General features: G+C 73.2%; 18 protein-coding genes and 1 pseudogene. 13 read left to right on the top strand and 6 right to left on the bottom strand.

All coding sequences use genetic code 11. The features are described from left to right. The first annotated feature begins 42 nt into the window (after positions 1-42). Positions 43-2,391 (top strand): DUF5682 family protein, encoded by a 2,349-nt coding sequence (locus tag KIS93_RS17930; protein ID WP_080036517.1) that lies wholly within the window; start codon positions 43-45, stop codon positions 2,389-2,391. 64 nt (positions 2,392-2,455) lie between these two features. After that, positions 2,456-3,621, top strand: a pseudogene (locus KIS93_RS17925) (VWA domain-containing protein). 127 nt (positions 3,622-3,748) lie between these two features. Here KIS93_RS17925 and KIS93_RS17920 read toward each other — a convergent pair. Further along, the gene (locus tag KIS93_RS17920; RefSeq protein WP_155126393.1) at positions 3,749-5,200 is read right to left on the bottom strand and encodes an MFS transporter; all 1,452 of its coding nucleotides are present in this window, start codon (positions 5,198-5,200) and stop codon (positions 3,749-3,751) included. A gap of 99 nt (positions 5,201-5,299) precedes the next feature. Here KIS93_RS17920 and KIS93_RS17915 point away from each other — a divergent pair, with 99 nt between their 5' ends. The 3 genes from KIS93_RS17915 (at position 5,300) to KIS93_RS17905 (ending at position 8,512) form a co-directional block, all read left to right on the top strand. Next, positions 5,300-6,052, top strand: a complete 753-nt coding sequence (locus KIS93_RS17915; RefSeq protein ID WP_080036519.1) for a TetR/AcrR family transcriptional regulator — start codon at positions 5,300-5,302, stop codon at positions 6,050-6,052. 63 nt (positions 6,053-6,115) lie between these two features. Next, entirely contained in the window at positions 6,116-7,498 is a 1,383-nt protein-coding gene (locus KIS93_RS17910) for an MFS transporter (RefSeq protein WP_230465953.1), read from the top strand. A 9-nt stretch (positions 7,499-7,507) separates the two neighbouring features. Further along, complete coding sequence (locus tag KIS93_RS17905) at positions 7,508-8,512, top strand: enolase C-terminal domain-like protein (RefSeq protein ID WP_168007838.1); 1,005 nt, start codon at positions 7,508-7,510, stop codon at positions 8,510-8,512. Between the two features lie 66 nt (positions 8,513-8,578). On the opposite strand, the gene KIS93_RS17900 is transcribed toward KIS93_RS17905, so the two are convergent. Next, positions 8,579-8,785, bottom strand: a complete 207-nt coding sequence (locus KIS93_RS17900; protein WP_080036521.1) for a hypothetical protein — start codon at positions 8,783-8,785, stop codon at positions 8,579-8,581. Positions 8,786-8,988: 203 nt separating this feature from the next. Between KIS93_RS17900 and KIS93_RS17895 the strand changes: the two genes are divergently transcribed. Continuing rightward, on the top strand, positions 8,989-9,351 hold the full coding sequence (locus tag KIS93_RS17895) for a nuclear transport factor 2 family protein (protein WP_080046433.1): 363 nt from the start codon (positions 8,989-8,991) through the stop codon (positions 9,349-9,351). 107 nt (positions 9,352-9,458) lie between these two features. Here KIS93_RS17895 and KIS93_RS17890 read toward each other — a convergent pair whose 3' ends face one another. Together KIS93_RS17890 and KIS93_RS17885 are read right to left on the bottom strand one after the other, a co-directional pair. Next, the gene (locus tag KIS93_RS17890; protein ID WP_080036522.1) at positions 9,459-10,097 is read right to left on the bottom strand and encodes an ankyrin repeat domain-containing protein; all 639 of its coding nucleotides are present in this window, start codon (positions 10,095-10,097) and stop codon (positions 9,459-9,461) included. 38 nt (positions 10,098-10,135) lie between these two features. Then, on the bottom strand, positions 10,136-11,590 hold the full coding sequence (locus KIS93_RS17885; RefSeq protein ID WP_230465954.1) for an LCP family protein: 1,455 nt from the start codon (positions 11,588-11,590) through the stop codon (positions 10,136-10,138). 171 nt (positions 11,591-11,761) lie between these two features. On the opposite strand from KIS93_RS17885, the gene KIS93_RS17880 reads away from it, so the two are divergent. Both KIS93_RS17880 and KIS93_RS17875 read left to right on the top strand, forming a co-directional pair. Continuing rightward, positions 11,762-12,634 (top strand): enoyl-CoA hydratase-related protein, encoded by an 873-nt coding sequence (locus KIS93_RS17880; protein ID WP_080036523.1) that lies wholly within the window; start codon positions 11,762-11,764, stop codon positions 12,632-12,634. 1 nt (position 12,635) lies between these two features. Continuing rightward, on the top strand, positions 12,636-13,553 hold the full coding sequence (locus KIS93_RS17875) for an alpha/beta hydrolase (protein ID WP_230465955.1): 918 nt from the start codon (positions 12,636-12,638) through the stop codon (positions 13,551-13,553). Positions 13,554-13,560: 7 nt separating this feature from the next. Here the strand turns inward: KIS93_RS17875 and KIS93_RS17870 are convergent, their stop codons facing one another. Beyond that, entirely contained in the window at positions 13,561-15,054 is a 1,494-nt protein-coding gene (locus tag KIS93_RS17870) for an alpha/beta hydrolase family protein (RefSeq protein ID WP_155126399.1), read from the bottom strand. A gap of 107 nt (positions 15,055-15,161) precedes the next feature. On the opposite strand from KIS93_RS17870, the gene KIS93_RS17865 reads away from it, so the two are divergent. From KIS93_RS17865 to KIS93_RS17855, 3 genes are read left to right on the top strand one after another with little or no spacing between them, the layout of a single operon-like run. Continuing rightward, on the top strand, positions 15,162-16,271 hold the full coding sequence (locus KIS93_RS17865) for an exonuclease SbcCD subunit D (RefSeq protein ID WP_168007826.1): 1,110 nt from the start codon (positions 15,162-15,164) through the stop codon (positions 16,269-16,271). Further along, a complete protein-coding gene (locus KIS93_RS67525) occupies positions 16,272-20,057 on the top strand; it encodes an AAA family ATPase (RefSeq protein ID WP_080036525.1) in 3,786 nt (1,261 codons plus the stop codon). A gap of 40 nt (positions 20,058-20,097) precedes the next feature. Further along, the gene (locus KIS93_RS17855) at positions 20,098-20,982 is read left to right on the top strand and encodes an NAD-dependent epimerase/dehydratase family protein (protein WP_080036526.1); all 885 of its coding nucleotides are present in this window, start codon (positions 20,098-20,100) and stop codon (positions 20,980-20,982) included. Between the two features lie 3 nt (positions 20,983-20,985). Here KIS93_RS17855 and KIS93_RS17850 read toward each other — a convergent pair whose 3' ends face one another. Further along, entirely contained in the window at positions 20,986-21,618 is a 633-nt protein-coding gene (locus tag KIS93_RS17850) for an HAD family hydrolase (protein WP_222107510.1), read from the bottom strand. A 96-nt stretch (positions 21,619-21,714) separates the two neighbouring features. Between KIS93_RS17850 and KIS93_RS17845 the strand changes: the two genes are divergently transcribed. After that, complete coding sequence (locus KIS93_RS17845) at positions 21,715-23,004, top strand: MFS transporter (protein WP_080036528.1); 1,290 nt, start codon at positions 21,715-21,717, stop codon at positions 23,002-23,004. An 80-nt stretch (positions 23,005-23,084) separates the two neighbouring features. Next, positions 23,085-24,425, top strand: coding sequence for an NAD(P)/FAD-dependent oxidoreductase (locus KIS93_RS17840; RefSeq protein WP_080036529.1), 1,341 nt, complete (start codon positions 23,085-23,087; stop codon positions 24,423-24,425). The last annotated feature ends 3 nt before the right edge of the window (positions 24,426-24,428 follow it).

The raw sequence follows: 24,428 nt of genomic DNA, 5'->3' as shown, positions 1-24,428 counted from the left end.
TGATGGTGGTCGTGCGGGCGGCGTTCCGGCGGAGGAGGTCCGGTGAGCGGCGGCGTGTCGATCCTGGGGGTGCGGCATCACGGGCCGGGCTCCGCGCGGGCCGTGCGGCGGGAGCTCGAACGGCTGCGTCCCGACGCGATCCTCATCGAGGGCCCGCCCGAGGCCGACGCCCTGATCCCGCTCGCGCCCGGCCTGGAGCCGCCGGTCGCGCTGCTCGCCCACGTGCCGGGCGCGCCGTCGCGAGCCGCTTTCTGGCCGTTCGCCGTCTTCTCGCCCGAATGGCAGGCCATCCTGTACGGCACGGCGGCCGGCATCCCGGTCCGCTTCTGCGACCTGCCCGCCGCCCACACCCTGGCCGGCGACGCCGAATCCCCGGCCGGTGACCAGGACGAGAGCTTTCCCGGCGACGAGGCGGCGCGCTCCCTGATGCGGGTGGACCCGATCGGGGCGCTGGCCGCGGCGGCCGGGTACGACGACCCGGAGCGCTGGTGGGAGGACGTCGTCGAGCACCGGGGCGGCGACACGCCGTTCGAGGTGATCGCGGAGGCCATGGCCGCCGTTCGCGAGGGTCACGTGCCGGACGAGCGGGAGGCCAGGCGCGAGGCGTACATGCGCAAGACCCTCCGCGCGGCCCTCAAGCAGGGATACGGCCGGATCGCGGTGATCTGCGGCGCCTGGCACGTGCCCGCGCTGAGCGGCCCGCTGCCGTCCGCGGCGGCCGACAACGCCGTCCTGCGCGGCCTGCCGAAGGTGAAGGCGGAGCTGACGTGGGTGCCGTGGACGTACGGGCGGCTGGCCTCGTGGAGCGGCTACGGCGCGGGCATCACGTCGCCGGGCTGGTACCACCACCTGTTCGAGGCGCCGGACCGGCCGGTGGAGCGGTGGCTGGCGCAGGCGGCCGGGGTGCTGCGGGACGAGGGGCTGGCGGTGTCGTCGGCGCACGTCATCGAGTCCGTACGCCTCGCGCACGGCCTGGCCACCCTGCGCGGCAGGCCGCTGGCCGGGCTCGGCGAGGTCACCGAGGCGGCCAGGGCCGTGCTGTGCGAGGGCGACGACCTGGCGGTGGAGCTGATCCAGCGGCGTATGGTCGTCGGCGACCGGCTCGGCCACGTCTCCGACGGCACCCCGATGGTGCCGTTGCAGCGGGACCTGCGCGAGCAGCAGCGGCGGCTCAAGCTCAAGCCGGAGGCGCTCGACCGGGAGATCGACCTCGACCTGCGCAAGCCGCTCGACCTCGACCGCAGCCACCTGCTGCACCGGCTGGGGCTGCTCGGGGTCGAGTGGGGGACGCCGGGGCAGGCGCGCGGCAAGGGCACGTTCAGGGAGACGTGGACGTTACGGTGGCGCCCCGAGCACGACCTCGCGCTCATCGAGCACGCCGCCCTCGGCACCACCGTGGCGTCGGCGGCGGCGCAGCGGGCCAGGGACCTGGCGGAGGAGCCGTCGGCGGCGCTGGCCGACCTGACGTCGCTGGTGGAGCGCTGCCTGCTCGCTGACCTGACGGGCGCGCTGCCCGCCGTGCTGGCGGCCCTGTCGGCCAAGGCGGCGCTCGACACCGACGTCACCAGCCTGATGGCGGCGCTGCCCGCGATGGTGCGCGCCCACCGCTACGGCGACGTGCGCGGCACGCCGGCGGAGGGGCTGGCGGTGATCGTGCGCTCGATGCTGGAGCGCATCTGCGTCGGGCTGCCGGTGGCGGTGACGAGCCTGGACGACGAGGCGGCGGCGAACCTGCTCAAGCACGTGGACGCGGTGCACTCGGCCGTCGCCCTCCTGTCCGATGCCCCTGAGGCGGGCGGCGGCGACAAGGGGGCCGGAACCGGCGGCGGCACCGGAGCGGGCAGTGATGCCGGCAACGGGCCGGGCGGCGATGCCGGCAACGGCGCGGGCGGCCATGGCGCGGGGCCGAGGGGGCGGTGGCTGGGCACGTTGCGGGGCATCAGCGACCGGCAGGACCTGCACGGGCTCATCGAGGGCCGCCTCACCAGGATCCTGCTGGACTCCGGCGAGCTGGACGACGCCGGCGACCGCATGTCCAGGGCCATGTCCCGGGGGCAGGCGCCCGCGCGGGCGGCGGCGTGGGTCGAGGGGTTCCTGGCGGGCGGCGGGCTGCTGCTGGTGCACGACCCGCGCCTGCTGGGGCTGGTGGACGGCTGGCTGACGGGGCTGTCGGGCGAGCAGTTCACGGACGTGCTGCCGCTGCTGCGCCGCACGTTCGGAAGCTTCGCGGCACCCGAGCGCAGGGCCATCGGCGAGCGCCTGCGCGCGGCGGACCGCGGTGAGGAGGCGGGGGAGCAGGCCGTGGACGAGCGCCGCGCGGCGCCCGCCGTCGCCACCGTGCTCTCGATCCTCGGGAAGGCCGGCACGCGCGAAGGGACGACGGGGCGATGAGTGCGGCGGGCGGCTGCGGAGGGCGGGGCGATGAGTGCGGCGGGCGGCTGTGGAGGGCGGGGCGATGAGTGCGGCTGATGAGCGGATGCGGCGGTGGCGGCTGGTGCTCGGCGGCGGGCCGGCCGACGGCACCGGCGTCGGGCTGGAGGGTGTGGACGCGCGCATGGACGCGGCCCTGGCCGCCGTCTACGACCAGGGAGGCGAGGGCGGCGGGGGCGGGGACCGCCGGCAGGGCGGGCTGGGGCGTCGGCGCCGCGGGTGGCCAGGTGGCTGGGCGACATCCGGACGTACTTCCCGTCCACGGTCGTCCAGGTCATGCAGAAGGACGCGATCGAGAAGCTGAACCTCACCAGGCTCCTCCTGGAGCCGGAGATGCTGGAGGCGGTGGAGCCGGACGTGCACCTGGTCGGCACCCTGCTCGCCCTCAACAAGGTCATGCCCGACCAGGCCCGCGAGTCGGCCAGGGCGCTGGTGCGCCGGGTGGTGGCGGAGCTGGAGCGCAGGCTGGCGCAGAAGACCAGGGCGGCCGTGTCGGGGGCGCTGGACCGCTCGGCCAGGACGCACCGGCCGAAGCGGGTGGCCGACATCGACTGGGACCGCACGATCAGGGCGAACCTGAAGAACTACCTGCCCGACAGGAACACGGTGGTCCCGTCCCGGCTGGTCGGCTACGCGCGCCGGCAGCGGTCGGTGCAGCGGGAGGTGGTGCTGTGCATCGACCAGAGCGGGTCGATGGCGGCGTCGGTGGTGTATTCGAGCGTGTTCGGGGCGGTGCTGGCGTCGATGCGGTCGTTGCGGACGTCGCTGGTGGTGTTCGACACGGCGGTGGTGGACCTCACCGACCAGCTGCACGACCCGGTGGAGGTGCTGTTCGGCACCCAGCTCGGCGGCGGCACCGACATCAACCGCGCCGTCGCCTACTGCCAGGGGCTCATCACCCGCCCGGCCAACTCGATCTTCGTGCTGGTCAGCGACCTGTACGAGGGCGGGATCAGGCAGGAGATGCTGCGCAGGGTGGCGGCGATGACGCAGGCCGGGGTGCAGGTGATCGTGCTGCTCGCCCTGTCGGACGAGGGCGCCCCGTTCTACGACCACGACAACGCGGCGGCGCTGGCGGCGATGGGCGTCCCGGCGTTCGCGTGCACCCCCGACGCGTTCCCCGACCTGATGGCGGCCGCGATCGAGCGCCGCGACATCACCCAGTGGGCCGAACGCCACCTCGCCCGCTGACCGCCCGCCCCGCGCGGCAATGCGCGGCGCTGGGCGTGTGGTGCCGGGCGGGTCGCGCTGGGTGCGGGACGTGCTCGTGTGGGGCCCGCCGCCGGCGGCTGGGCGGCAGGCAGCCGCCGGGGCGGGGTCATGCGCCGTGCGCCTGCTGGTCCGGGCGGGCGTGGCGGGGCAGCAGGTACGACAGGGCGAACGTGAGCAGCAGCAGCCCGACCTCGACCCAGACCGTGACCTCCATGGACGCCCCGAACTCCCACTGGTCGGCCAGCAGGTTGAAGAAGAGGGTGCCGAGGACGGCGGTGCCGAAGGCGCCGCCGAGTTGCTGCACGCCGGTGAGGGTGCCGGAGGCGGAGCCGGTTTCGTGGGGTTCGACGCCGGCGAGGACGATGTCGAAGAACGGCGCCATGGTGAGCCCCATGCCGATGCCGACGAGGGCGAGGCCGGGGGCGAGCTGCCAGGTGCCGACGTCGAGCCCGGCGAGGTGGATGGTGAGGGCGAGGACGGCGGCGCCGGCGGCCATGACGACGGTGCCGATCTGCATGAGGCCGCGGCCGAGCTTCTGCTGCAGGCCGCTCATGGCCAGGCCGAAGCCGGCGACGCCGCCGAGGGCCTGCGGGAGCGCGGCCAGGCCGGCCTGGAGGGGGGTGAAGCCGAGCCCGGCCTGCGTGTAGAAGCTGAAGACGACGCCGAAGCCGGTCAGGGCGGAGAAGAAGGCGAGGCCGGCGACGAGGCCGCCGACGAAGGAGCGCTTGCGGAACAGGGTGGGGGTGACGAGGGGGTCGCGGCCGGAGCGGGCCCGGCGGGACTCGTACCGGCCGAAGAGGGCGAACACGACGACGGAGGCGGCCATCGAGACGAACGTCCAGGCCGGCCAGCCGGCTTCGCGGCCCTGGATGAGCGGGAAGATCAGCAGGAACGCGGCGGTGGAGACGAGGGCGACGCCGGGCAGGTCGAGCCGGGTGGCGTTGGACAGGCGGAACTCGGGCAGGAAGCGCAGCGCGGCGAGGACGGCGGCCAGGCCGATGGGCAGGTTGATCAGGAAGATCATGCGCCAGCCGGTGCCGAACAGGTCGGCGTCCACGAGCCAGCCGGCCAGCACGGGGCCGCCGACGGAGGAGATGGTCATGACGGGCCCGAACATGCCGAACGCCTTGCCCATCTCGTCGGGCGGGAACATCTCCCTGATCAGCCCCAGCCCCTGTGGCAGCATCACGGCGCCGAACAGGCCCTGCACGGCGCGGCCGGCGATCAGCATCTCGGGGCTGACGGCGATGCCGCACAGCAGCGAGGAGACGGTGAAGCCGGCGGCGCCGATCACGAACATGCGCTTCTTGCCGAACAGGTCGCCGAGCCGCCCGCCGGTGATGAGGCCGACGGCCATGGCGAGGGTGTAACTGGCGCTGAGCCACTGCACGAGGCTGTCGGAGCCGCCCAGCTCCTTCTGGATGGTGGGGGCGGCGATCGCGGTGACGAGCGCGTCGAGCAGGTCCATCACCTCGGCGGCGAGGATCACGAAGAGGGCGACGAAGCGCCAGCGGTACGGCTGGACCTCGGTGGCCGCCCCTGAGGCGGTGACTGTCATGACATCTCCTGAAAAAACGGTGTTCTAGGTAACGAACGGCGTTCGTTCACGAACACCGTTTTAGTGACGAACACCGTTCGTGTCAAGTACAGTGTTCGTATGGCAGCCAAGGAACCCAGTGACGTGCCGGCGCCCCCGTGGCGCAAGTCGCGCCGCCCCGCTCCGCCCAAGCGGCAGCTCAGCCAGGAGCTGATCGTCGAGACGGGGCTGCGCATCCTCGACGACGAGGGGTTCGACGCGCTCAGCATGAGACGGGTGGCCCAGGAGCTCGACACCGGCCCCGCCTCGCTGTACGCGCACGTCTCCGGCAAGGAGGAGCTGCTGGAGCTGATCTACGACCGGGTGCTCAGCGAGATCCACCTGCCGGAGCGGCCCGACCCGGCCCGGTGGAAGGAGCAGCTGCGGGAGTACTCCCTGGAGGTCCACCGCGTCTTCCGCGAGCACGCCGACGTGGCCAGGGCGGCGCTGGCGAACATCCCGACGGGGGAGAACTCGCTGCGCGCCGGCGAGTTCACCTACGGGCTGCTCGTCGAGGCGGGCATGCCCCCGGCGGAGGCGTCCCTGGCGATGGACCGGCTCTCGCTCTACCTCGTCGGCGACGCCTACGAGGGCTCGCTGCACTGGGCGCGGATGCGCGCGGCCGGGATGTCCAGCCCGGAGGAGTACTTCCAGGCGTTCGTCGGGCAGATCAGCGCCTACTACCGGGCGCTGCCGGCCGAGCGCTTCCCGTACCTCCAGGCGCACGTGGCCGACCTGACCGCCGGCGACGGCGAGGACCGCTTCGCGTACGGGCTGGAGCTGATGCTCGACGGCATCGAGGCCCGCATGCCGAAGAAACCGGCAAGGCCTTAGGCCCAATTGCCTAGGCCCTGCGCCCGATGCGCCTACCTGGGTCTTCGCCATAGTTTGCCGGGTATGACAACGACTGTTGAAGGACCCGTGGAGACCCCGGCGAGCGTGATCTCGCCGCAGTACCGCGCGCTCAGCATCGGGCTGGTGGCGCTGGTCACGCTGCAGGCGTTCGAGGCCATGGCGGTGGCCACGGCGATGCCCGTCGTGGCCCGCGAGCTCGACGGCATGCCCCTGTACAACCTGGCCTTCAGCGCCACCCTGGCGGCCAGCGTGATCGCGACGGTGCTGGGCGGCAGGTGGAGCGACGTGCGGGGGCCGCTCCAGCCCATCGGCGCCGGGGTGGCGACGTTCGTGGCGGGGCTGCTGCTGGCCGGGCTCGCGCCGACCATGGAGGTGTTCGTCGCCGGACGGTTCGTGCAGGGCCTCGGCACCGGGTTGACGCAGGTGGCCTTGTACGTGCTGGTCGCCAGGGCGTACCCGCCGTCGATGCATCCGAGGGTGTTCGCCGCGTTCTCGGCCGCCTGGGTGGTGCCGTCCATGATCGGCCCGGCGATCGCCGGGTTCGTGGCGGAGAGCTTCGACTGGCGGTGGATCTTCCTCGGCGTGACGGTGGTCGTCATCCCGTCGGCGCTGCTGCTGTGGCGCGGCACCGCGGGCCGGGCCGTCCAGGACGGCGTCGCCGAGCCGGCTCCGGGCCTCGGCCGCAAGCTCGTCTACGCCACGCTGACCGCCGTCGCCGCCGCCCTCATCCAGTACGGCAGCGCGCTCAAGCTCGCCGGCCTGCCCCTGCTCGCCGCCGGCATCGTCCTGCTGGCCGTGTCGCTGCCCAAGCTGCTGCTGCCCGGCTCGATGCGGGCCGCCCGCGGCCTGCCGACCGGCCCCCTCCTGCGCGGGCTGGCCTTCGGCTCGTACACTGCGGCCGAGGTGCTCATCCCCCTCATGCTCAAGTACGAGCGCGGCCTGAGCGTCACCGCGGCCGGGATCGTGCTCACCATCGGCGCCCTCGGCTGGTCCACCGGCTCCTGGATCAAGGGCCGCGGCATGATCGGCAACATGGCGGCCCTGCGTGGCGGCGCCGTGCTGATCGCGGCCGGCATCACGCTGGTGACGCTCGTCCTGATCGACCCGCTGCCGCTCGTGCTCGCGCACGTCGGCATGGCCGCCGTCGGGCTCGGCATCGGCGTGCTGCACCCCACCGTGTCGGTGCTGGTGCTGGAGATGTCGAAGGAGGGCGAGGAAGGCGCCAACTCGGCGGCCGTGGGCGTCGGCGAGTCGGTGTTCACCGTGGTCGCCGTCGCGGTCAGCGGCGCCCTGTTCACCGCCGCCGCCCAGAACTACGCCGTCGGTCTCGCCTTCACCGTCGCGCTCGCCGTTCTCGGCGCCGTGCTGGCCCCGCGTTTCGTGCACTCCCCGGCAGCGGGCACTATGGAGAGAACCGCGTCATAAGGGGGGTACATGCCGCGAGTGCGGGAGCTCGAGGTCTTCCGGCTGGTCCTGCCGTACGGCAGGAAGACGGAGACCCTGCTCGTGAAGCTCACCGACCACGGTGGCATGACGGGCTGGGGCGAGGCCACCGCCCCCGAGGCGAAGACCTGGTCGAAGCTGGAGGAGTCGCTGTCGGCGCTGCTCGTCGGAGTGGACTGGGAGCACCCCGACACGGTCGCCGGCGGCGACGCCGCGGTCGACATGGCCTGCTGGGACCTGTGGACCAGGATGCGCGGGGTGCCGCTCGCCGAGGCGATCGGCGGCACCCGCACCTCCCTCATGGCCACGGTCCGGCTGGCGCCCGACCCGTCCGTCGAGAGCCTCGTCTCCCGGGTCAACCAGCAGGTCTGCGCCGGCTACGGGCACGTCACGCTCGACGTGCGGCCCGGCTGGGACGTCGAGCCCGTCCGCGCGGTGCGCCAGGCGTACCCCGCGCTGACCCTGGCCGTCGACTGCGGCAACGCCTACACCGACCTCGGCCAGCTCGTGGCCCTCGACCACTACGGCCTGGAGGTCATCGAGCGGCCCTTCGCCACCTCCGACGTCCACGCCCACGCCGCGCTCCAGGACGAGGTGGCCGCCTCGGTGGCGGTGGAGGCCGGCTCGTCCGCCGAGCTCGACGACTACCTGACGCTGCGGGCGGCGCGCGTGCTGCTGCTGCGGCCCTCCGCGTTCGCGTCGCTGTCGGAGGTCCGGCGCGCCCACGACAAGGCCGCCGCGGCGGGCTGGGACATCCAGTGCACCGGCGGCCAGGGCGCCGGCCTGGCCAGGGCGGCCACGGTCGCGGTGGCCAGCCTGCCGGGCTGCACGCTCCCGTGCGACGTCACCCAGCCACCACGCCAGAACCAGATCGTCACCCCGATCGTGGGCGCGAACGCCGGGGTCATCGCGGTGCCGCTGACCCAGTCGGGGCTCGGGCACGCCATCGACGAGACGCGGGTGCGGCGGCTGGCCAAGGAGTCGTTTCGTTCGTGACTGAGTTCGTGACTGAGTTCGTGGCTGAGTTCGTGGCTGAGTTCGTGGCTGAGTTCGTGACTGACGTCAGAGCGTGAGCTGGTGATGCCAGTTGATGCCGCCGATGATGTCCGAGAGGCGGTAGAAGTGCTGGCCCGCCTGCATGAGCGCGTGCCGCACGGCCTGCGTGCCACGGATCACCCCGGGCGGGGTGGGGCGGTCGATGGCGACCACCGGCGCGAGAGCGGTGGCCAGGGCGGCGGTGGCGAGCAGCAGCTGAACGCGGTGGCGCATGTCGGACCTCCTGTGTGACGGCTTTCCGCCCCAGCAGACCACGGTCCGTGACGGTCCCGCCGGGTACGCCACAGCGGTCAGGCCCGTTCTTTACGGTCTTTCAGCCCCGTTCCTTCGTCGGAGTCCCTGGCTCGGACGTGCGAAGATCAGCCGAGCGTGAACGTCCTGGCGCGGGTGCGGCGCCGGCTGGGAGGGTGGGCCTCATGATGGAGGACTTGCGGGACGCCGAGCGCCGGCTGCAGGCCGCGCAGCTCGCTGGAGATGTCGAGGCGCTGGATCGGCTGCTGGATGATCGGCTGATCTTCACCTTCGGTGGGAGCGTTGCGACCAAGGCGGACGACCTGGAGCTGCACCGCACTCGGACGCAGGTGATGACGAAGGTGGCCGAGGAGGAGCTGACCGTGCTCGCCGATGGGCGCACCGGGGTGACGTGGTTTCTCGGCACCGTGGAGGGGACCGTCTCCGGTGCGCCGTTCGCGGCCAGGATGCGCTACACCCGCACGTGGCTGTACGACGAGACGCACGGCTGGCGAATCATCGCCGTGCACGCGAGCACGACCGATTGACATAGCCGGCACGTTGCCCGGCGACCGGCCAGGCGATCTCGGGATCCCGGCTCCGGCCGATGCACGGAAGGATCGAAGTCAGAGACACCCTCTCCGGCCCCGCACCTTCAGGCGCCTGCGCCCGGCCGGGTCTCCAGGAGGCGGGCGATCTCGGCGTGGCCGGTGCCGAGGCGGGTCTCCGAGCGCGGCCGTCCCTCGGCGTCGCGCACCTCGGCCACGACCAGCTCGCCGCCCCCTTCCGCCGGCTCGCGCCGCACGCTGATCCGCGCCCCCTCCGGGGCGTACTGCCCGGCCCGTGCCCGCACCTCGGCCTCGATGTCCTGGCCGGCCAGGCTCCGGGCCAGGTCGAGTGAGCGCGGGTCCGGGGCCGCCCCGTGGTCGAGCAGGGCCCGCACCACGGCCGTGGCGCCGCGTTCGGCGGCGCGGGAGAGCGGGCTGTTGCCGGCGGAGTCGCGCAGGTCCGGGTCGGCGCCCCGGGCGAGCAGGGCCTCCACGACGGCCAGGCGGTCGTTGGCGACCGCCCAGTGCAGGGCCGTCATGGCGCCGGGGCTCTCCTGCCTGTCAGGGTCGGCGCCCGCGTCGAGCAGCGCGTTCACCGCGTCGAGGTGCCCCCAGCAGGCGGCGGCGCACAGCGGCAGGCCGTCCTCGGTCTCCTGGTCGGGGTCGGCGCCGGCCGCCAGCAACGTCCGGACGAAGCCGCCGTGCCCCTGCACGGCGGCCTGGTAGAGCGCCGCCGGCGCCGTCATCGGTCCTCCACTTTATGATCTACAACGTAAAGGCGCGATCAGCCCTTGGCGGACGAGCTGCCGCACCCTTCGGTGAGCCCCTTGGTGGGGTCGTCACCGGCCTTCTTGGACTTCTTCGGCGAGGGGGAGATCGACGAGGACGGGCTGGCGGAGGCCGCCACGGCCGCCTTCGTACGGGTCGAGTCCTCGATCGCCTTCGCCGCGATCTGCCGGATCTTCTCCCAGTCGGGGTAACCGGTGTTGATCAGCGGCGGCACGAACTGCACGCTCGTCACCTTCGCGTCCTTGACCTTCAGCGCGAGCGGCACCAGGTGCTGCAGCCAGGTGCGCGGGATGTCGGTCCTGATCAGCTCCTTGGTGGCCAGCGCGACCTGGTTGAACCGGGTCAGCACGGTCGCCGGGTCCGCCTGGTCGAGCAGGGCGCCGAGCACGCACCGCTGGCGGCGCATGCGGGTGTAGTCGTCGCTGTAGGTGCGTGAGCGGGCGTACCACATGGCGTCGGCGCCCTTGAGCTTGCGCGTGCCGGCCTTGACCAGGCCCTCGTTGTACTTGCCGAAGACGACGTCCTGCTCGACGGTGATGGTGACGCCGCCGATGGCGTCGATGAGGCGGGCGAAGCCCCACATGTTGACCAGGGCGTACCAGTCGACCTTGAGGCCGAGGGTGTAGCCGATCGTGTCCATGAGGACCTTGGGGCCCTGGTTCTTTTTGCCGTCGAAGAGCTCGGGGTGGGCGTCGGCGTACTCCCAGACGCTGTTGAGCAGGTCGCTGGCGCCGCCGCCGGGGTCTTTGGGCAGGTCGAAGCCGTTGGGGAAGCGGCGGGCCATCGGGGTGCCCGGGCGGAAGCGCACGTCTTCGAGGTTGCGCGGCAGGCTGAACAGGACGGTGTTGCCGGTCTTCACGTCGATGCTGGCCAGGTTCATGCTGTCGGTGCGCACGCCGACGCGGTTGTCGTCGGCGTCGCCGCCGAGCAGCAGGATGTTGACGCGGTCGCGGCCGGCCCACGGGTCTTCTGGCTTGGGCTCGGGAGCGGGGGGCTGGCCCTCGTTCTCGGGTGCCTGGAAGATGTTGTCGAGCGCCTGGCGCGAGGTGCTGGCGGTCTGGGCGGCGAACCCGAAGGGGACGACGACCACGACGGCGAGCAGCCCGGCGAGGGTGCCGGTGAGGATCTGCTGCGACTGCGCGAGCCGGCCGGGCCGCAGCACCACGAACGAGTGCACGATCAGCGCGAACCAGGCCAGGCCGAGGGCGATCGCGCCGAACATGAGGGCGGCGAGCGTGGAGTCTTGTGTGGCGGAGCCGATGAGGTTGCCCAGGTCGTTGGTGAGGACGAAGGCGAGCAGGGCCAGCAGCAGGACGGCGTAGCAGGACAGGAGGACCAGGCCGGTCCTGCGCCATCCGGCACGCAAATGGGCGGACCCGGGTGCGAGTGCCGCCAGCACCAGCCACCCGAGGACCGCTCCGGCGCTCAGTGGTTCCTTAGCCTGCCGCACGCCTTCCCCGTTTCCCCGCGACTTCCACCATAGGCGCAAACTCCGCAACCTGCGGTGAACCGCAGGGGGCGCGGTCGCCTCAGGCTCCCATAGAGGCGGCAGCCTATGCGTCAGATACGAAATATGTCTTTATCGGTAGGTGAACATCGGTAACCGAATAACATTCGGGGCATGGCCTTCACGGAGATCGAGTACGGGGTGACCGATCGCATCGCCACCGTCACATTGAAGCGTCCCGAGCGGCTCAACGCGTTCACCTTTACGATGCGCGGGGAGTTGATCGAGGCTTTCGATCGCGCCGACGCCGATGACGACGTGCGCGCGGTGGTGGTCACGGGCGCCGGGCGGGCGTTCTGCGCCGGTGCCGATCTCAGCGGCGGCGGCGGCACGTTCGGTCATCCGGGCGAGCGCCTGGGCGAAGGCGAGACCGTGGACGGGGCGCCACGCGACGGCGGCGGCACCGTCGCCCTCAGGATCGCCCGCTCGCTCAAACCCGTCATCGGCGCCATCAACGGCCCCGCCGTCGGCGTCGGCGTCACGATGACGCTGCCCATGGATGTGCGGCTGGCGTCGGAGACGGCGCGCTTCGGGTTCGTGTTCGCGCGGCGCGGCATCGTCACCGAGGCGGCGTCGAGCTGGTTCCTGCCCAGGATCGTGGGCATCGCCCAGGCCATGGAGTGGGCGGCGACCGGGCGCGTCTTCCCGGCCTCCGAGGCGCTGGAGGGGCGGCTGGTCTCGCGCGTCTACCCGCAGGAGGAGCTGCTGCCGGCGGCGTACGCGCTGGCCAGGGAGATCGCCGACAACACCTCGGCCGTCTCCGTGGCCGCCGTCCGAAGGCTGATGTGGTCGGGCCTGTCGGCGTCCTCGCCGTGGGAGGCGCACGCCGCCGACTCCCGCCTCATGGCCGAGCTCGGCGGCGCCGCCGACGCGGCGGAGGGGGTGACGGCGTTCCTGGACAAGCGGCAGGCCGACTTCCCGATGAAGGTGACCCGGGATCTGCCGCCCGGTCTGCCGTCGTGGCCCGACAATCCCTATGGTGTCTAGCATGTACGAGACCACCGTGCTGCCCCTGCCCGACGACTTCGAGGGGGAGGTCGTCGCGACGCTGGTGACCAGGAGGGCCGAGACCGACTCGCGCCGTGCGGTGCTCTACCTGCACGGCTTCACCGACTACTTCTTCCAGGACCACCTGGCCGACCACTACGTGCAGCGCGGCATCGACTTCTACGCGCTCGACCTGCGCAAGTACGGCCGATCGCTGCTGCCGCACCAGACCAGGGGCCTGATCAGGAGCGTCACCGACTACTTCCCCGAGATCGACGAGGCGGTCCGGATCATCCGCCGCGACCACGACGAGCTGACGATCAACGCCCACTCCACGGGCGGCCTGATCGCGCCCCTGTGGGCCGACCGGGTGCGCGGCCGGGGCCTCGTCCAGGGGCTGGTGCTCAACAGCCCATTCTTCGACCTCAACGTGCCCGCCCCGCTGCGGCTGGCCGCCGACCTGCTGAAGACGCCGCTGTCGTACACGCGCCGGCCGCTGCCGCTCGGCTCCAGCACCGTCTACGGACGGACGCTGCACCGCAGCGAGCAGGGCGAGTGGGACTACGACCTGGAGCTGAAGCCGCTGGGCGGCTTCTCGGTGCACGCCATGTGGCTGGCCGCGATCAGGCGCGCGCAGCGGCGGCTGCACAAGGGCCTGTCGGTGGACGTGCCGGTGCTGGTGCTGGCCTCCACCAACGGCCTGCGGGTCCGCGACTTCGTGCCCGAGGCGCGCTCGGCCGACATCGTGCTCGACCCCCGGCACATCGCCCGCTGGTCCACCTCGCTCGGGCCGCACGTGACCTGCGTGCGGATCCCCGACGGGGTGCACGACCTGGTGCTGTCGGCCGAGCCCGTACGCAAGCAGGTCTTCGCCGAGCTCGACCGCTGGATGGGCGCTTACATAGAGCCCCGGTCGTAGACCCGGGTCACCAGGGGAACGAGAACAGGCCGTAGTAGGCCGCCGCCACCAGCAGCAGGCCGGTGCCGCCGAGCACGCCCCCCACCGCCACGTACTGCCAGCGGCCCGGCTGCAGGCCCTCGCGCAGCGCCGACAGGTACGCCGCCACCGCCGTGACCTCCTGGATCAGCATGAGCACGGCCAGCAGCCGCACGACCAGCCAGCCCGCCAGCACGGCGGGCCAGGCGCCCGCCTGGTTGACCGAGAACATCACCAGCAGCGTGATGAACGCGACCACCGAGGCCAGCAGGCCGAGCCCGGTCCAGGCCATCCGGCTGAGCCGGCGCCTGATCGGCGGCCACAGCCGGGCGTTGGTCTCGACGGGGGTCTGGCGGCGGTGGCGCAGGCGTACGACGACGGCGGCGACCGGGCCGGCCACGTAGCCGACGGCGGCCAGGCAGATCGTCAGGCCGAGCATCGTGCCGCCGGCGTACCAGGGGGCGGCGGGCACGTCGCTGGCCTCGAACCGCTGGACGGGGGTGGCGCCCGCCATGTGCACGGCGGGCCGGGCGGTGCCGGGCAGGCCCTTGATCCAGTTGGCCAGGGTTTCGAGATAGCCCTTGGTGAAGGGGCCGCCCTTGACGCGCATGGCGTGGTCGCCATTGGCCATGAAGCGGATCGTGTAGTCGTCGTTGCCCGCCTTGTGCATCGCGGTGATGAGCGCCTTGGTGGACTCGACGAAGGGGATCGAGGGGTCGGTGGTGCCGTAGAAGGCCAGGACCGGCTGCTTGACCTGGCTTAACGCGGGCATCGCGTCGTAGCGCAGGAAGTCGAAGCCGACCCCGCCCATCGCCCGGGTCAGCAGGTCGCGGGCGCCGATGGGGGCGCGCAGCCGCAGGAGCTGCTCGTTCAGTGCCCAGGCGACCTGGCGCAGCGGGGAGACGTTCGGCGAGGACACCAGCACCATGAACCCGACCGACGCGCTCTTGGCCGCCGCGATCGGCGCCACCCAGCCGCCCTCGGAGACGGCCCAGATGCCGACCCGGTCGGGATCGACCTCCGGGCGGGTGCGCAGGTACTCGACCATGCGCAGCGCGTCGTCGGCGAGCAGCCCGAAGTCGCGGTGCCGGAAGTCGTAGCCGATCGTGCGCTTGTCGAACGCGATCGTCGCCACCCCCGACTTGGCCAGGAACTCCGCCTGCGGCGTGAACTCGGTGCGCGAGCCGTTGCCCGAGCCCGACACGAACACCATCGCCGGATGCCGCCCAGGGGTGAGCGGCACCCGGAGCGTGCCCTCCAGCCGCTGCGCCTCCGCCGGGACGGAGATCTCCTCGCTGCGGACCGGATCGGCGGCCACCACGGGCTTCAGCTCGTCGGCCGGCTGCGCCGGGATCGACTGGAAGGCTGGATCGGCCTTGAGCGGCGGCGGGTCGAACGCGGGTGGCAGTACGTATCCGACCGAAGCGAGAGCCACCAGCACCAGACCGGCGGCGACGCTCAAGGTGCCACGGCCAGTGCGCATTGGCCTCCCCATGTGCGTTGGTTTGCCCGCTGATCTTCCAGCCTACTCCCGCTGAGTGGGGCTGGAGGTACCGCATTTGTCAGTGAGACCTGTTAGCTTCCTGCGACATGCGGATCCTGCACACCTCCGACTGGCACCTCGGCCGCTCCTTCCACCGGGAGAGCCTGCTCGCCGGGCAGGCGGCGTTCATCGACCACCTGGTCGAGACGGTGCGGGCCGAGCGGGTCGACGTGGTGGCCGTGGCCGGCGACGTCTACGACCGGGCGCTGCCGCCGGTCGACGCGGTGGCCCTGCTCGACGAGGCGCTCGGGCGGCTGCGCGCGGCCGGGGCGCGGGTGGTGCTGATCAGCGGAAACCACGACTCGGCGCTGCGGCTGCGGTTCGGCTCGGCGCTGTTCGAGGCGGCGGGCGTGCACGTGCGCACCTCACCCGACCAGTCGTGGGAGCCCGTGCTGGTCGACGACGTCGCCTTCTACGGCATCCCCTACCTGGAGCCCGAGCTGGTGCGGGCCGCGTGGGAGCTGCCCGACCGCAGCCACACGGCGGCGATCTCCTACGCGATGACGCGCGTCAGGGCCGACGCCGCCCGCCACCGGGCCTCGGTGGTGCTGTCGCACTGCTTCGTGACGGGCGGGCAGGCCAGCGACAGCGAGCGCGACATCAGCGTGGGCGGCGTGGCGCACGTGCCGCTGCAGGCGTTCGACGGCGTCGACTACGTGGCGCTCGGCCATCTGCACGGGCGGCAGCGCATGTCGGAGACCGTGCGTTACTCGGGCTCGCCGCTGGCCTACTCCTTCTCCGAGGTGGGCCACCTCAAAGGGTCGTGGCTGGTGACGCTGGGGGAGGGCGCCGAGTTCGTCCCCGCGCCGGTGCCGCGCCCGGTCGGGCGGCTGCGCGGCGAGCTGGAGGAGCTGTTGACCCGCCCCGACTACGCCGCCTACGAGGACCACTGGCTGCAGGTCGTCCTCACCGACGCCGTTCGCCCCAAATCCGCCATGGACCGGCTGCGCGCCCGCTTCCCGCACACCCTCGCCCTCTCCTTCGACCCGGTCGGCGCCGCGCCCGCCGCCGCCCCCGTGCGGCTGAGCGGGCGCCCCGAGGCCGAGGTCGCGCTCGACTTCGTCCGTGAGGTACGCGGCGAGCCTGCCGCACCCGAGGAGGAAGACCTGCTAAGACAGGCCATCGAGGCGTCCAGGGTGAAGGAGACGATGGCGTAGATGCGGCCGCACCGGCTCACGCTCACGGCGTTCGGGTCCTTCCCCGGCACCGAGACGGTCGACTTCGACGCCCTGTCGCAGGCGGGGCTCTTCCTCGTCCACGGCCCCACCGGGGCCGGCAAGACCACCATCCTCGACGCGCTCTGCTTCGCCCTCTACGGCCAGGTGCCCGGGCAGCGCAACAGCGCCCGCAGCCTGCGCTGCGACCACGCCCCGCCCACCGTGGGGCCGTCGGTCACGCTGGAGGTGACCATCCGGGGCCGCTTACTGCGCATCCAGCGCTCGCCCGCCTGGCTGCGGCCCAAGCTGCGCGGCTCCGGCACGACCGAGGAGAAGTCCAAGGTCGTGCTGTCGGAGTGGCAGGCGGGCGACTGGCACGGGCTCACCACCCGGCTCGACGAGGCCGGGGACCTCGTGGGCGGGCTGCTCGGCATGAACGCCGACCAGTTCTGCCAGGTGGCGATGCTGCCCCAGGGGGATTTCGCGCGCTTCCTGCGGGCCGACGGGGACGAGCGGTCGAAGCTGCTGGAGCGGCTGTTCACCGTCAAGATCTTCACGGCGGCCGAGGCCTGGCTGGCCGAGCATCGCAAGCTGGCCTGGCGGGAGGTGCAGGGGCTGCGGCAGGAGGTGGACTTCGCCGTCCAGCGGGTGGAGGAAGCAGCAGGCGACGACCTCCCGCTCCTGCTGACGACCACCGCCTCCGCGTCTGCCGCGCCCGCAACCGAGGCGCCCACGCCCGACGTGTCCGACGCGCCTGCGCCCGCGCCCGCCGTGCCCGACGCGCCCGCGTCCGCTGCGCCTGTGTCCGGTGCCTCCGCGCCCGGGGGTGAGGCCGCGCCGCCGGCCCTCTTCGACCTGCCCGCCGTGTCGCAGGACGTGGCGGAGGCGGAGGCGGAGGTGCCGACGCCGGAGAATGACCCGTTGCGGTGGGCGGGGGCGCTGCTGGACGCCGCGCGGGCCGTCGTGCGGCGGGCCGACGAGGAGCACGTGGCGGCCGGGCACGAGCTGCGGGCGGCGCGGGCGCGTTTCGAGCGGGCCGCCGCGCTCGCCGACCGCCAGCGCCGCCACGCCGAGGCGCTCACCCTGCGCCGCACCCTCGACGAGCGCGCCGACGAGCGGGCCGACCTCCAGGCGATCCTCGACGACGCCGCCAGGGCCGACCGCGTGCTCCCGCTCATCACCGCCGCCCGGCAGCGCGCAGAGGCCGCCACCAAGGCCCGCACGCTGGCCGCCGACGCCCTCGCGCGCGCCCGCCCCCTCCTGCCTTCCACCACCAGTACGCCACACCAGAGCCAGGATCGGGGGTGGGAGCCGTCCGTGGCGGAGCTGGCCGCCCTGGAGAGGCGGCGGCAGGACGAGATCGCGCGCCTGTCCGAGCTGCTCACCGAGGAGGCCAGGCTGTCGGTGGTGCGGCGGGACCTGCTGCGGGTCGAGCAGGAGCTGGCCGAGCTCGTACGCGCCGACGAGGAGGTGGCGGCGCGGCTGGCCGTGCTGCCCGGCCTCATCGAGCAGGCGGAGGCGGGCCTGGCCGAGGCGCGCGTGGACGCGGCCAGGATCCCGGCGGTCCAGGCTGTGCGCGACGCCGCCGTCCACCTGATCGAGATCGACAGGGAGCTGGCCGGGCTGGCGGTGGAGCTGGAGGCGCTGGCCCAGCGCGAGGCCGAGGTGGCCGCCGCCGACGCCGAGCTTCCCGACCGGCTCGCCGACGCCAGTGCCGCCCTGGCCGAGGTACGCGCGCAGGCGGCGGCCATCCCCGCCGCTGCCGCGAGCCTCGACGCCGCCAGGGCCGCCCTGGAGGCCACCCACCGGCGGGAGGCGCTGGCCGCGGAGCTGGAGGCGGCCGTCGCCGCGCACCAGGTGCTCGTGGACCAGGCGCAGGCGTCGCGGGAGCGCTGGCTCGACCTGCGGCAGGCCCGGCTCGACGGGATGGCGGCTGAGCTGGCGCGCGACCTGTCCGACGGGCAGCCGTGCGCCGTCTGCGGCTCCGAGCACCACCCCCAACCCGCCTCCCCGGCCCCGAGTGCTCCCTCGGCCGACGACGAGCGTGCGGCCGAGAGCGCCCACGAGGCCGCCTCGGCCGAGCGTGAGGCGGCCGAGCGGGCGCTCGCGTCGCTGGAGTCCCGGCACGCCGACGCGGTGGAGGCCACCGGCGGGCTCGACGTGGCGGTGGCCGAGGAGCGGGTGGAGCTGGCCGAGGACGAGGTGGCGCGCCTCCAGGCGGTGGCCGACCGCGAGCCCGCGCTGGCCGCCGCGCTCGAACGGGTGGAGGCCGAGCGCGAACGGGTCCGCGACCAGTCGAGGGAGCTCGCCGAAGCCCTCGCCGCCCACCGCGCCCACCACCGCCACCTGGAGTCCGAACGCACCCGCCTCGCCACCCAGCTCGCCCAGACGACCACGTCCGGAGCCCTGGCGATCCTGCCCGGCGCTCCCACGACGGCGGCGGCCGATCGTGCCGCGGCCGGTGTCGACGGCGACGAGGCCGCGCTTGTGACCCCCGAAGCCGTGGCCCCCGAAGCCGGAGAGGTGGACGGGGAGCGGGTGCTGGCCGTTGTCGAGCGGGAGCTGCGCAGGCTGGAGGCGTCGGCCGGGCGGGAGCGGACGCTGGCCGGGCAGGTGGACGGGCTGCGGCGGGAGCGGCAGGAGCTGGAGGAGCGGGGCCGTCAGGTGACGGCGCGGCTGGCGGCCGGGCGTACCAGGCATGAGGAGCTGAGCGGCGACGCGGGCCGGCTGAGCGCGCGGCTGGATGCGGCGCGCGGCGACGACGCGACGCTGGCGGCGCGCCTGTCGAGGCTGAACGACGAGGCGGAGCTGCTGCGCGAGGCGCTGGAGGCGACGCAGGCGGCGGTGGCGGCGCGGGAGGAGCTGGACAGGGCCGGGCGGACGGCCGAGCAGGCGGCGGCCGAGGCCGGGTTCGGGGACGTGCGGGAGGCGGAGGCGGCGTACCGGAGCGTGGCGGAGCGGGAGCGCAAGGCGGAGCTGCTGCGCCGGCTGGACGACGAGCACGCGGCGGTGAGCGGCGTGCTGGCGGACCCGGAGCTGGTGGCGGCCGCGGCCGAGCCGGCGCCGGACCTGGCGGCGATCGGGGCCGAGCGGGACGAGCTGGAGCGGGCGTACACGAGGCTGGCCTCCGCCCGCGACCGGGCGGAGGCGCGGGTGCGGCGGCTGGAGGAGCTGTACGGCGAGCTGGCGGAGCGCATCGAGCGCTGGCGTCCGGCGGCGGAGCGGCACCGGCTGGCGGAGCGGATGGCGGCGCTGGCCAGCGGCACCTCCAACGACAACCAGTGGAGCATGAGCCTGTCGTCGTTCGTGCTGGGCGAGCGGCTGCGTCAGGTGGTGGCGGCGGCGAACGAGCGGCTCGACCACATGTCGGGCGGCCGTTACCTGCTGCGGCACGACCTGCGCAAGACGGCGGGTTCGCGGGCGCGTGCGGGCGGCGGGCTGGGCCTGCGGGTGGCCGACGGGTGGACGGGCGTGGACCGGGATCCGGCGACGCTGTCCGGCGGCGAGAGCTTCATCACCTCGCTGGCCCTGGCGCTGGGCCTGGCCGACGTGGTCACGGCGGAGGCGGGTGGCGCGGAGCTGGGCACGTTGTTCGTGGACGAAGGGTTCGGGACGCTCGACGAGGACACGCTCGACGGCGTGCTGGACATCCTCGACGGGCTGCGTGACGGCGGCCGGGCGGTGGGCATCGTCAGCCACGTGGCGGAGCTGCGCTCCAGGATCACGGCGCAGCTGAAGGTGACGAAGACGCGTACGGGCTCCACGCTCAGAGCGGTGGGAGTGTGACTGGCGCTACCCTGAACCCCACCCCCTGAAGGAGTCATCGATGCGTGTTGTCGTCACCGGAGCCCACGGCAAGGTCGGCAGGGCGGCCGTCAACGCCCTGGTCGCGGCGGGTCACGAGGTGACCGCGACCGATCTGACGCGGCCGGTCTGGGAGCGGCACGAGCCGGACGAGCCGCATTACGTGCAGGCGGACCTGACGGACGCCGGCCAGGCGTTCGCCGTGACGCGGGAGGCGGACGCGGTGGTGCACGCCGCCGCCATCCCCGACCCGACGGCGAACGCGCCGCACGTGGTGTTCCAGAACAACCTGATGGCGACGTTCAACATGATCGAGGCGGCGGTGCGGTTCGGCGTCTCGCGGTTCGTGAACATCTCCAGCGAGACCGTCCCCGGCTACTTCTTCGCCGAGCGGCCGTTCCTGCCCGACTACGCGCCGGTCGACGAGGAGCACCCGGTCCGGCCGCAAGACCCGTACGCGCTGTCCAAGCACTTCGGCGAGCAGCTCATGGACGCGGCGGTGCGCCGCTCGGACATCCGGTGCATCTCGCTGCGCCCGAGCTGGGTGCAGCACGAGGGCAACTACGAGCGCAACATCGGCCCGCAGGTGCGTGACAGCGAGCAGGCCGGGCCGGGGTTGTGGAGCTACACCGACGTGTACGACCTGGCGGACGCGATCGTGCTGGCCACGGAGTCGGACCTGCCGGGGCACGAGGTGTTCTACATCGCCGCCCCGGACAACGCGGGCGGCCACGACTTCGCCGCCATGCTGCGCCGGTACTTCGGCGACCGGATCGAGCTGCGGCCGCTGGCCCGTACCGACGCGTCGGGCCTGTCGTGCGCGAAGGCGCACCGCCTGCTGGGCTGGACGCCGAAGCGGTCATGGCGCGACTACCTGGACGAGAACGGCCGCACCCGCTCCGCCTGAGCCTCAGTCGAGGGCGCCGATCAGGTCGGGCAGCTTGGCGGGGTCGTGGAAGAGCGTGGCCCCGAGGCCGGACAGGCGGGCGGCGGGGGTGAGGCCGCCGGCGAAGGCCAGGCAGCGCATGCCGGCCCGGATCGCCGCCGTCACCCCGAACGGGCTGTCCTCCACCACGACGCAGCGCTCGGGCTCGGCGCCCATCGTGGCGGCGGCGTGCAGGAACAGGTCGGGCTCCGGCTTGCCGGCGGCGACGTCCTCGGCGCTGAACACCCGCCCGGCGAACCGGTCGGCCAGCCCGGTCAGCTCCAGGCTGCGGCGGATGGTGCGGTGCCGGCCGTTGGAGGCCACGCAGAACGGGACGTCCAGCCGGTCGAGCGCGGCCTCGATGCCTTCGACCGTGCACAGCTCGGCGGCGACGGCGGCGGCGTAGTCGGCGTTGACCTGCTCGCGCCAGCCCGGCGGGGTCCGGCCGATCTGCTCGGCCCAGTACTCGTTGGTGCAGCCGACGAACCGCTCGGCGTATTCGGCCTCGTCGATGTCCCAGCCGATGCGCCGCAGCGCGGCGGTGCCGACGCGTACGGAGATCGGCTCGCTGTCCACGAGCACCCCGTCACAGTCGAAGATCACCAGATCGACAGCCAAACCGTGGCCCTTTCTCCCCGTTGAAACGTGACATTGCGCAGGTGATAGCGTCTGTGTATCGCTCCACAAGACGCTAGTCCGCATAGTGAGACATCCATGACGACATCCCCCCAGATCGCGGCGCCCCCGAGCCGGTCGCGGATCGCGGCGGCCAGCCTCATCGGCACCGCGATCGAATTCTACGATTTCTACATTTACGGCACCGCCGCGGCCCTGGTGCTGAACACCGCGTTCTTCCCCAAGATGGACTCGGTGGCGGGCACGCTGGCGTCGTTCTCGACGTTCGCCGTGGCGTTCATCTCGCGGCCGCTCGGCTCGGCCGTGTTCGGGCACTGGGGCGACCGGGTCGGCCGCAAGTCCATGCTCGTCGTCTCGCTGCTGGTGATGGGGCTGTCCACGGTCCTGATCGGCCTGCTGCCCGGCTACGCCACGATGGGCGTGCTCGCGCCCGTCCTGCTGGTGCTGCTGCGCTTCACGCAGGGCATCGGCCTCGGCGGCGAGTGGGGCGGCGCGGCGCTGCTGGCCACCGAGCACGCCCCGCCCGGCAAGCGCGGCCTGTATGCGATGTTCCCGCAGCTCGGCCCGTCGGCCGGGTTCATCGTGGCCAACGGGCTGTTCCTGATACTCGGCGCGGCGCTGAGCGACGGGCAGTTCGAGAGCTGGGGCTGGCGGCTGCCGTTCGTGGCGAGCCTGCTGCTGGTCATCGTCGGCCTGTACGTCCGGCTGAAGATCTCCGAGACGCCCGTCTTCCAGGCGGCCATGGAGGAGCGCAGGATCGCCAAGGTGCCGTTCGCCGGGCTGATGCGGCACCAGTGGCGGCGCGTGCTGCTCGGCGCCGGCGCCATGACCGTCGCCTACACGCTCTTCTACACCGCCACCACCTACTGCCTGGCCTACGGCACCGACACCCTCGAGATCCCGCGCACCACGATGCTCGCGCTGACCATGGTCGGCGTCGTGTTCATGGCGGCGGGCACGGTCGCCTCGGCCATGGTGTCCGACCGGCTGGGCCGGCGCCGCACGCTCATCTGGGGCACGGCCGTGGCGGTCGCGTGGGGGCTGGTGATGTTCCCGCTGATGGAGACCCGCTCGATCTTCCTGGTCGGGCTGGCGCTGGCCGGGGCGCTCGCGCTGATGGGCCTCATCTTCGGGCCGATGGGGGCGTACCTGCCGGAGCTGTTCAGGACCGAGTACCGCTACAGCGGCGCGTCCGTCGCCTACAGCCTCGGCGGCGTGCTCGGCGGCGCGGTGCCGCCGCTGGTCGCCACCGGCATGCAGGCCGGCGGGCTGGGCGTCATGGCCATCGGCGGGTACGTCTCCGCCATGGCGCTGCTGAGCCTGCTCTGCCTGCTCGCCCTCCCGGAGACCGGCGACCGGGCGCTCTGAAAACTCCTTGCCGGACATGTCACGAACGGCGGCGCTGGCCCGTCCATGAAGTGAGAACCACTCATGAGGAGACGGGACAAATGACGAAGCACATCCTGATCGTCGGTGGCGGATATGTCGGCATGTACACGGCCATGGGGCTGCGCAAGCTCGTCCGTACCGGCGAGGCGACCGTCACCGTCGTCGACCCGCGCGGCTACATGACCTACCTGCCGTTCCTCGCCGAGGCCGTCGGCGGGTCGATCGAGCCGCGCCACGTGGCCGCCCCGCTCGGGCAGGTGCTCAAGGGCATGCGGGTGCTGACCGGGCGCGTCACGCGGGTGGACCACGAGGCGCGCAGCGCCGAGTTCCAGCCCGTCCAGGGCCCGGCCAGGACCCTTCGGTACGACATCCTCGTCATGGCGGCCGGCTCGATCACCCGAGCCCTGCCCATCCCCGGGCTGGCCGAGCACGCGATCGGCTTCAAGAGCATCGGCGAGGCCGTCCACCTGCGCAACCGGGTGCTGGCCCAGCTCGCCGCCGCAGACTCCACCGACGACGAGCGCATCCGGCGCAGGGCGCTGACGTTCGTCGTGGTCGGCGGCGGGTTCTCGGGCGTCGAGGCGCTGGCCGAGATGCAGGGGCTCGCCGACGAGGCCGTGCGCTACCACGCCGGCATCCGGCGCTCCGACCTGCGCTGGACCCTCGTCGAGGCCACCGACCACATCCTGCCCGAGCTGCACGCCGACCTCGGCCGCTGGACCGTCGACGCGCTGCGCGAGCGCGACGTGGACGTCCGGCTCGGCACCCGGCTCACCTCCCTGGCCGGCGGCGTCGCCGTGCTCTCGGACGGCACCGAGATCGACGCCGGCACCGTCGTGTGGGCGGCGGGCGGCCGGCCCAGCCCCCTCGCCGCCGCCAGCGGGCTGCCCGTGGACCGCACCGGGCGGCTCCTCGCCACCGAGTACCTGACGGTGGCGGGCGTCGAGGACGCCTTCACCGCCGGTGACGGCGCCGCCGTGCCCGACCTGACCCGCCCCGGCGAGTTCACCGGGCCCAACGCCCAGCACGCCGTGCGGCAGGGCAAGCTGCTCGGGCGCAACCTCGTCGCGTACGTGCGGGGGCGGCGGCTCAAGCCGTACCGGCACGCCTACCTCGGCTCGGTCGCCGGGCTCGGCCACCACCAGGGGGTCGCCCAGGTGTACCGGCTCAAGCTCACCGGGGTGCTCGGATGGCTGGCGCACCGGGCGTACCACCTCGGCTGGGTGCCGACCGCCCGGCACAAGGCCGCCGTGCTGGCCGACTGGCTGCTGGCGGGGCTGTTCCGGCGCGAGACGGTGCAGCTCGAGGCGATCGAGCACGCGGACGAGGACTTCCGGCACGCCTTCACGGCGGAGCCGCCGGCTTCGGCGGAGGCCGCTCGTCAGGCGCCCGCCGCGTGAGTG

Origin of the sequence: [Actinomadura] parvosata subsp. kistnae (genome assembly GCF_900323885.1) — a bacterium.
Taxonomy (GTDB): Bacteria; Actinomycetota; Actinomycetes; order Streptosporangiales; family Streptosporangiaceae; genus Nonomuraea; species Nonomuraea composti.
This window is presented reverse-complemented; position numbering and strand designations above follow the sequence as displayed.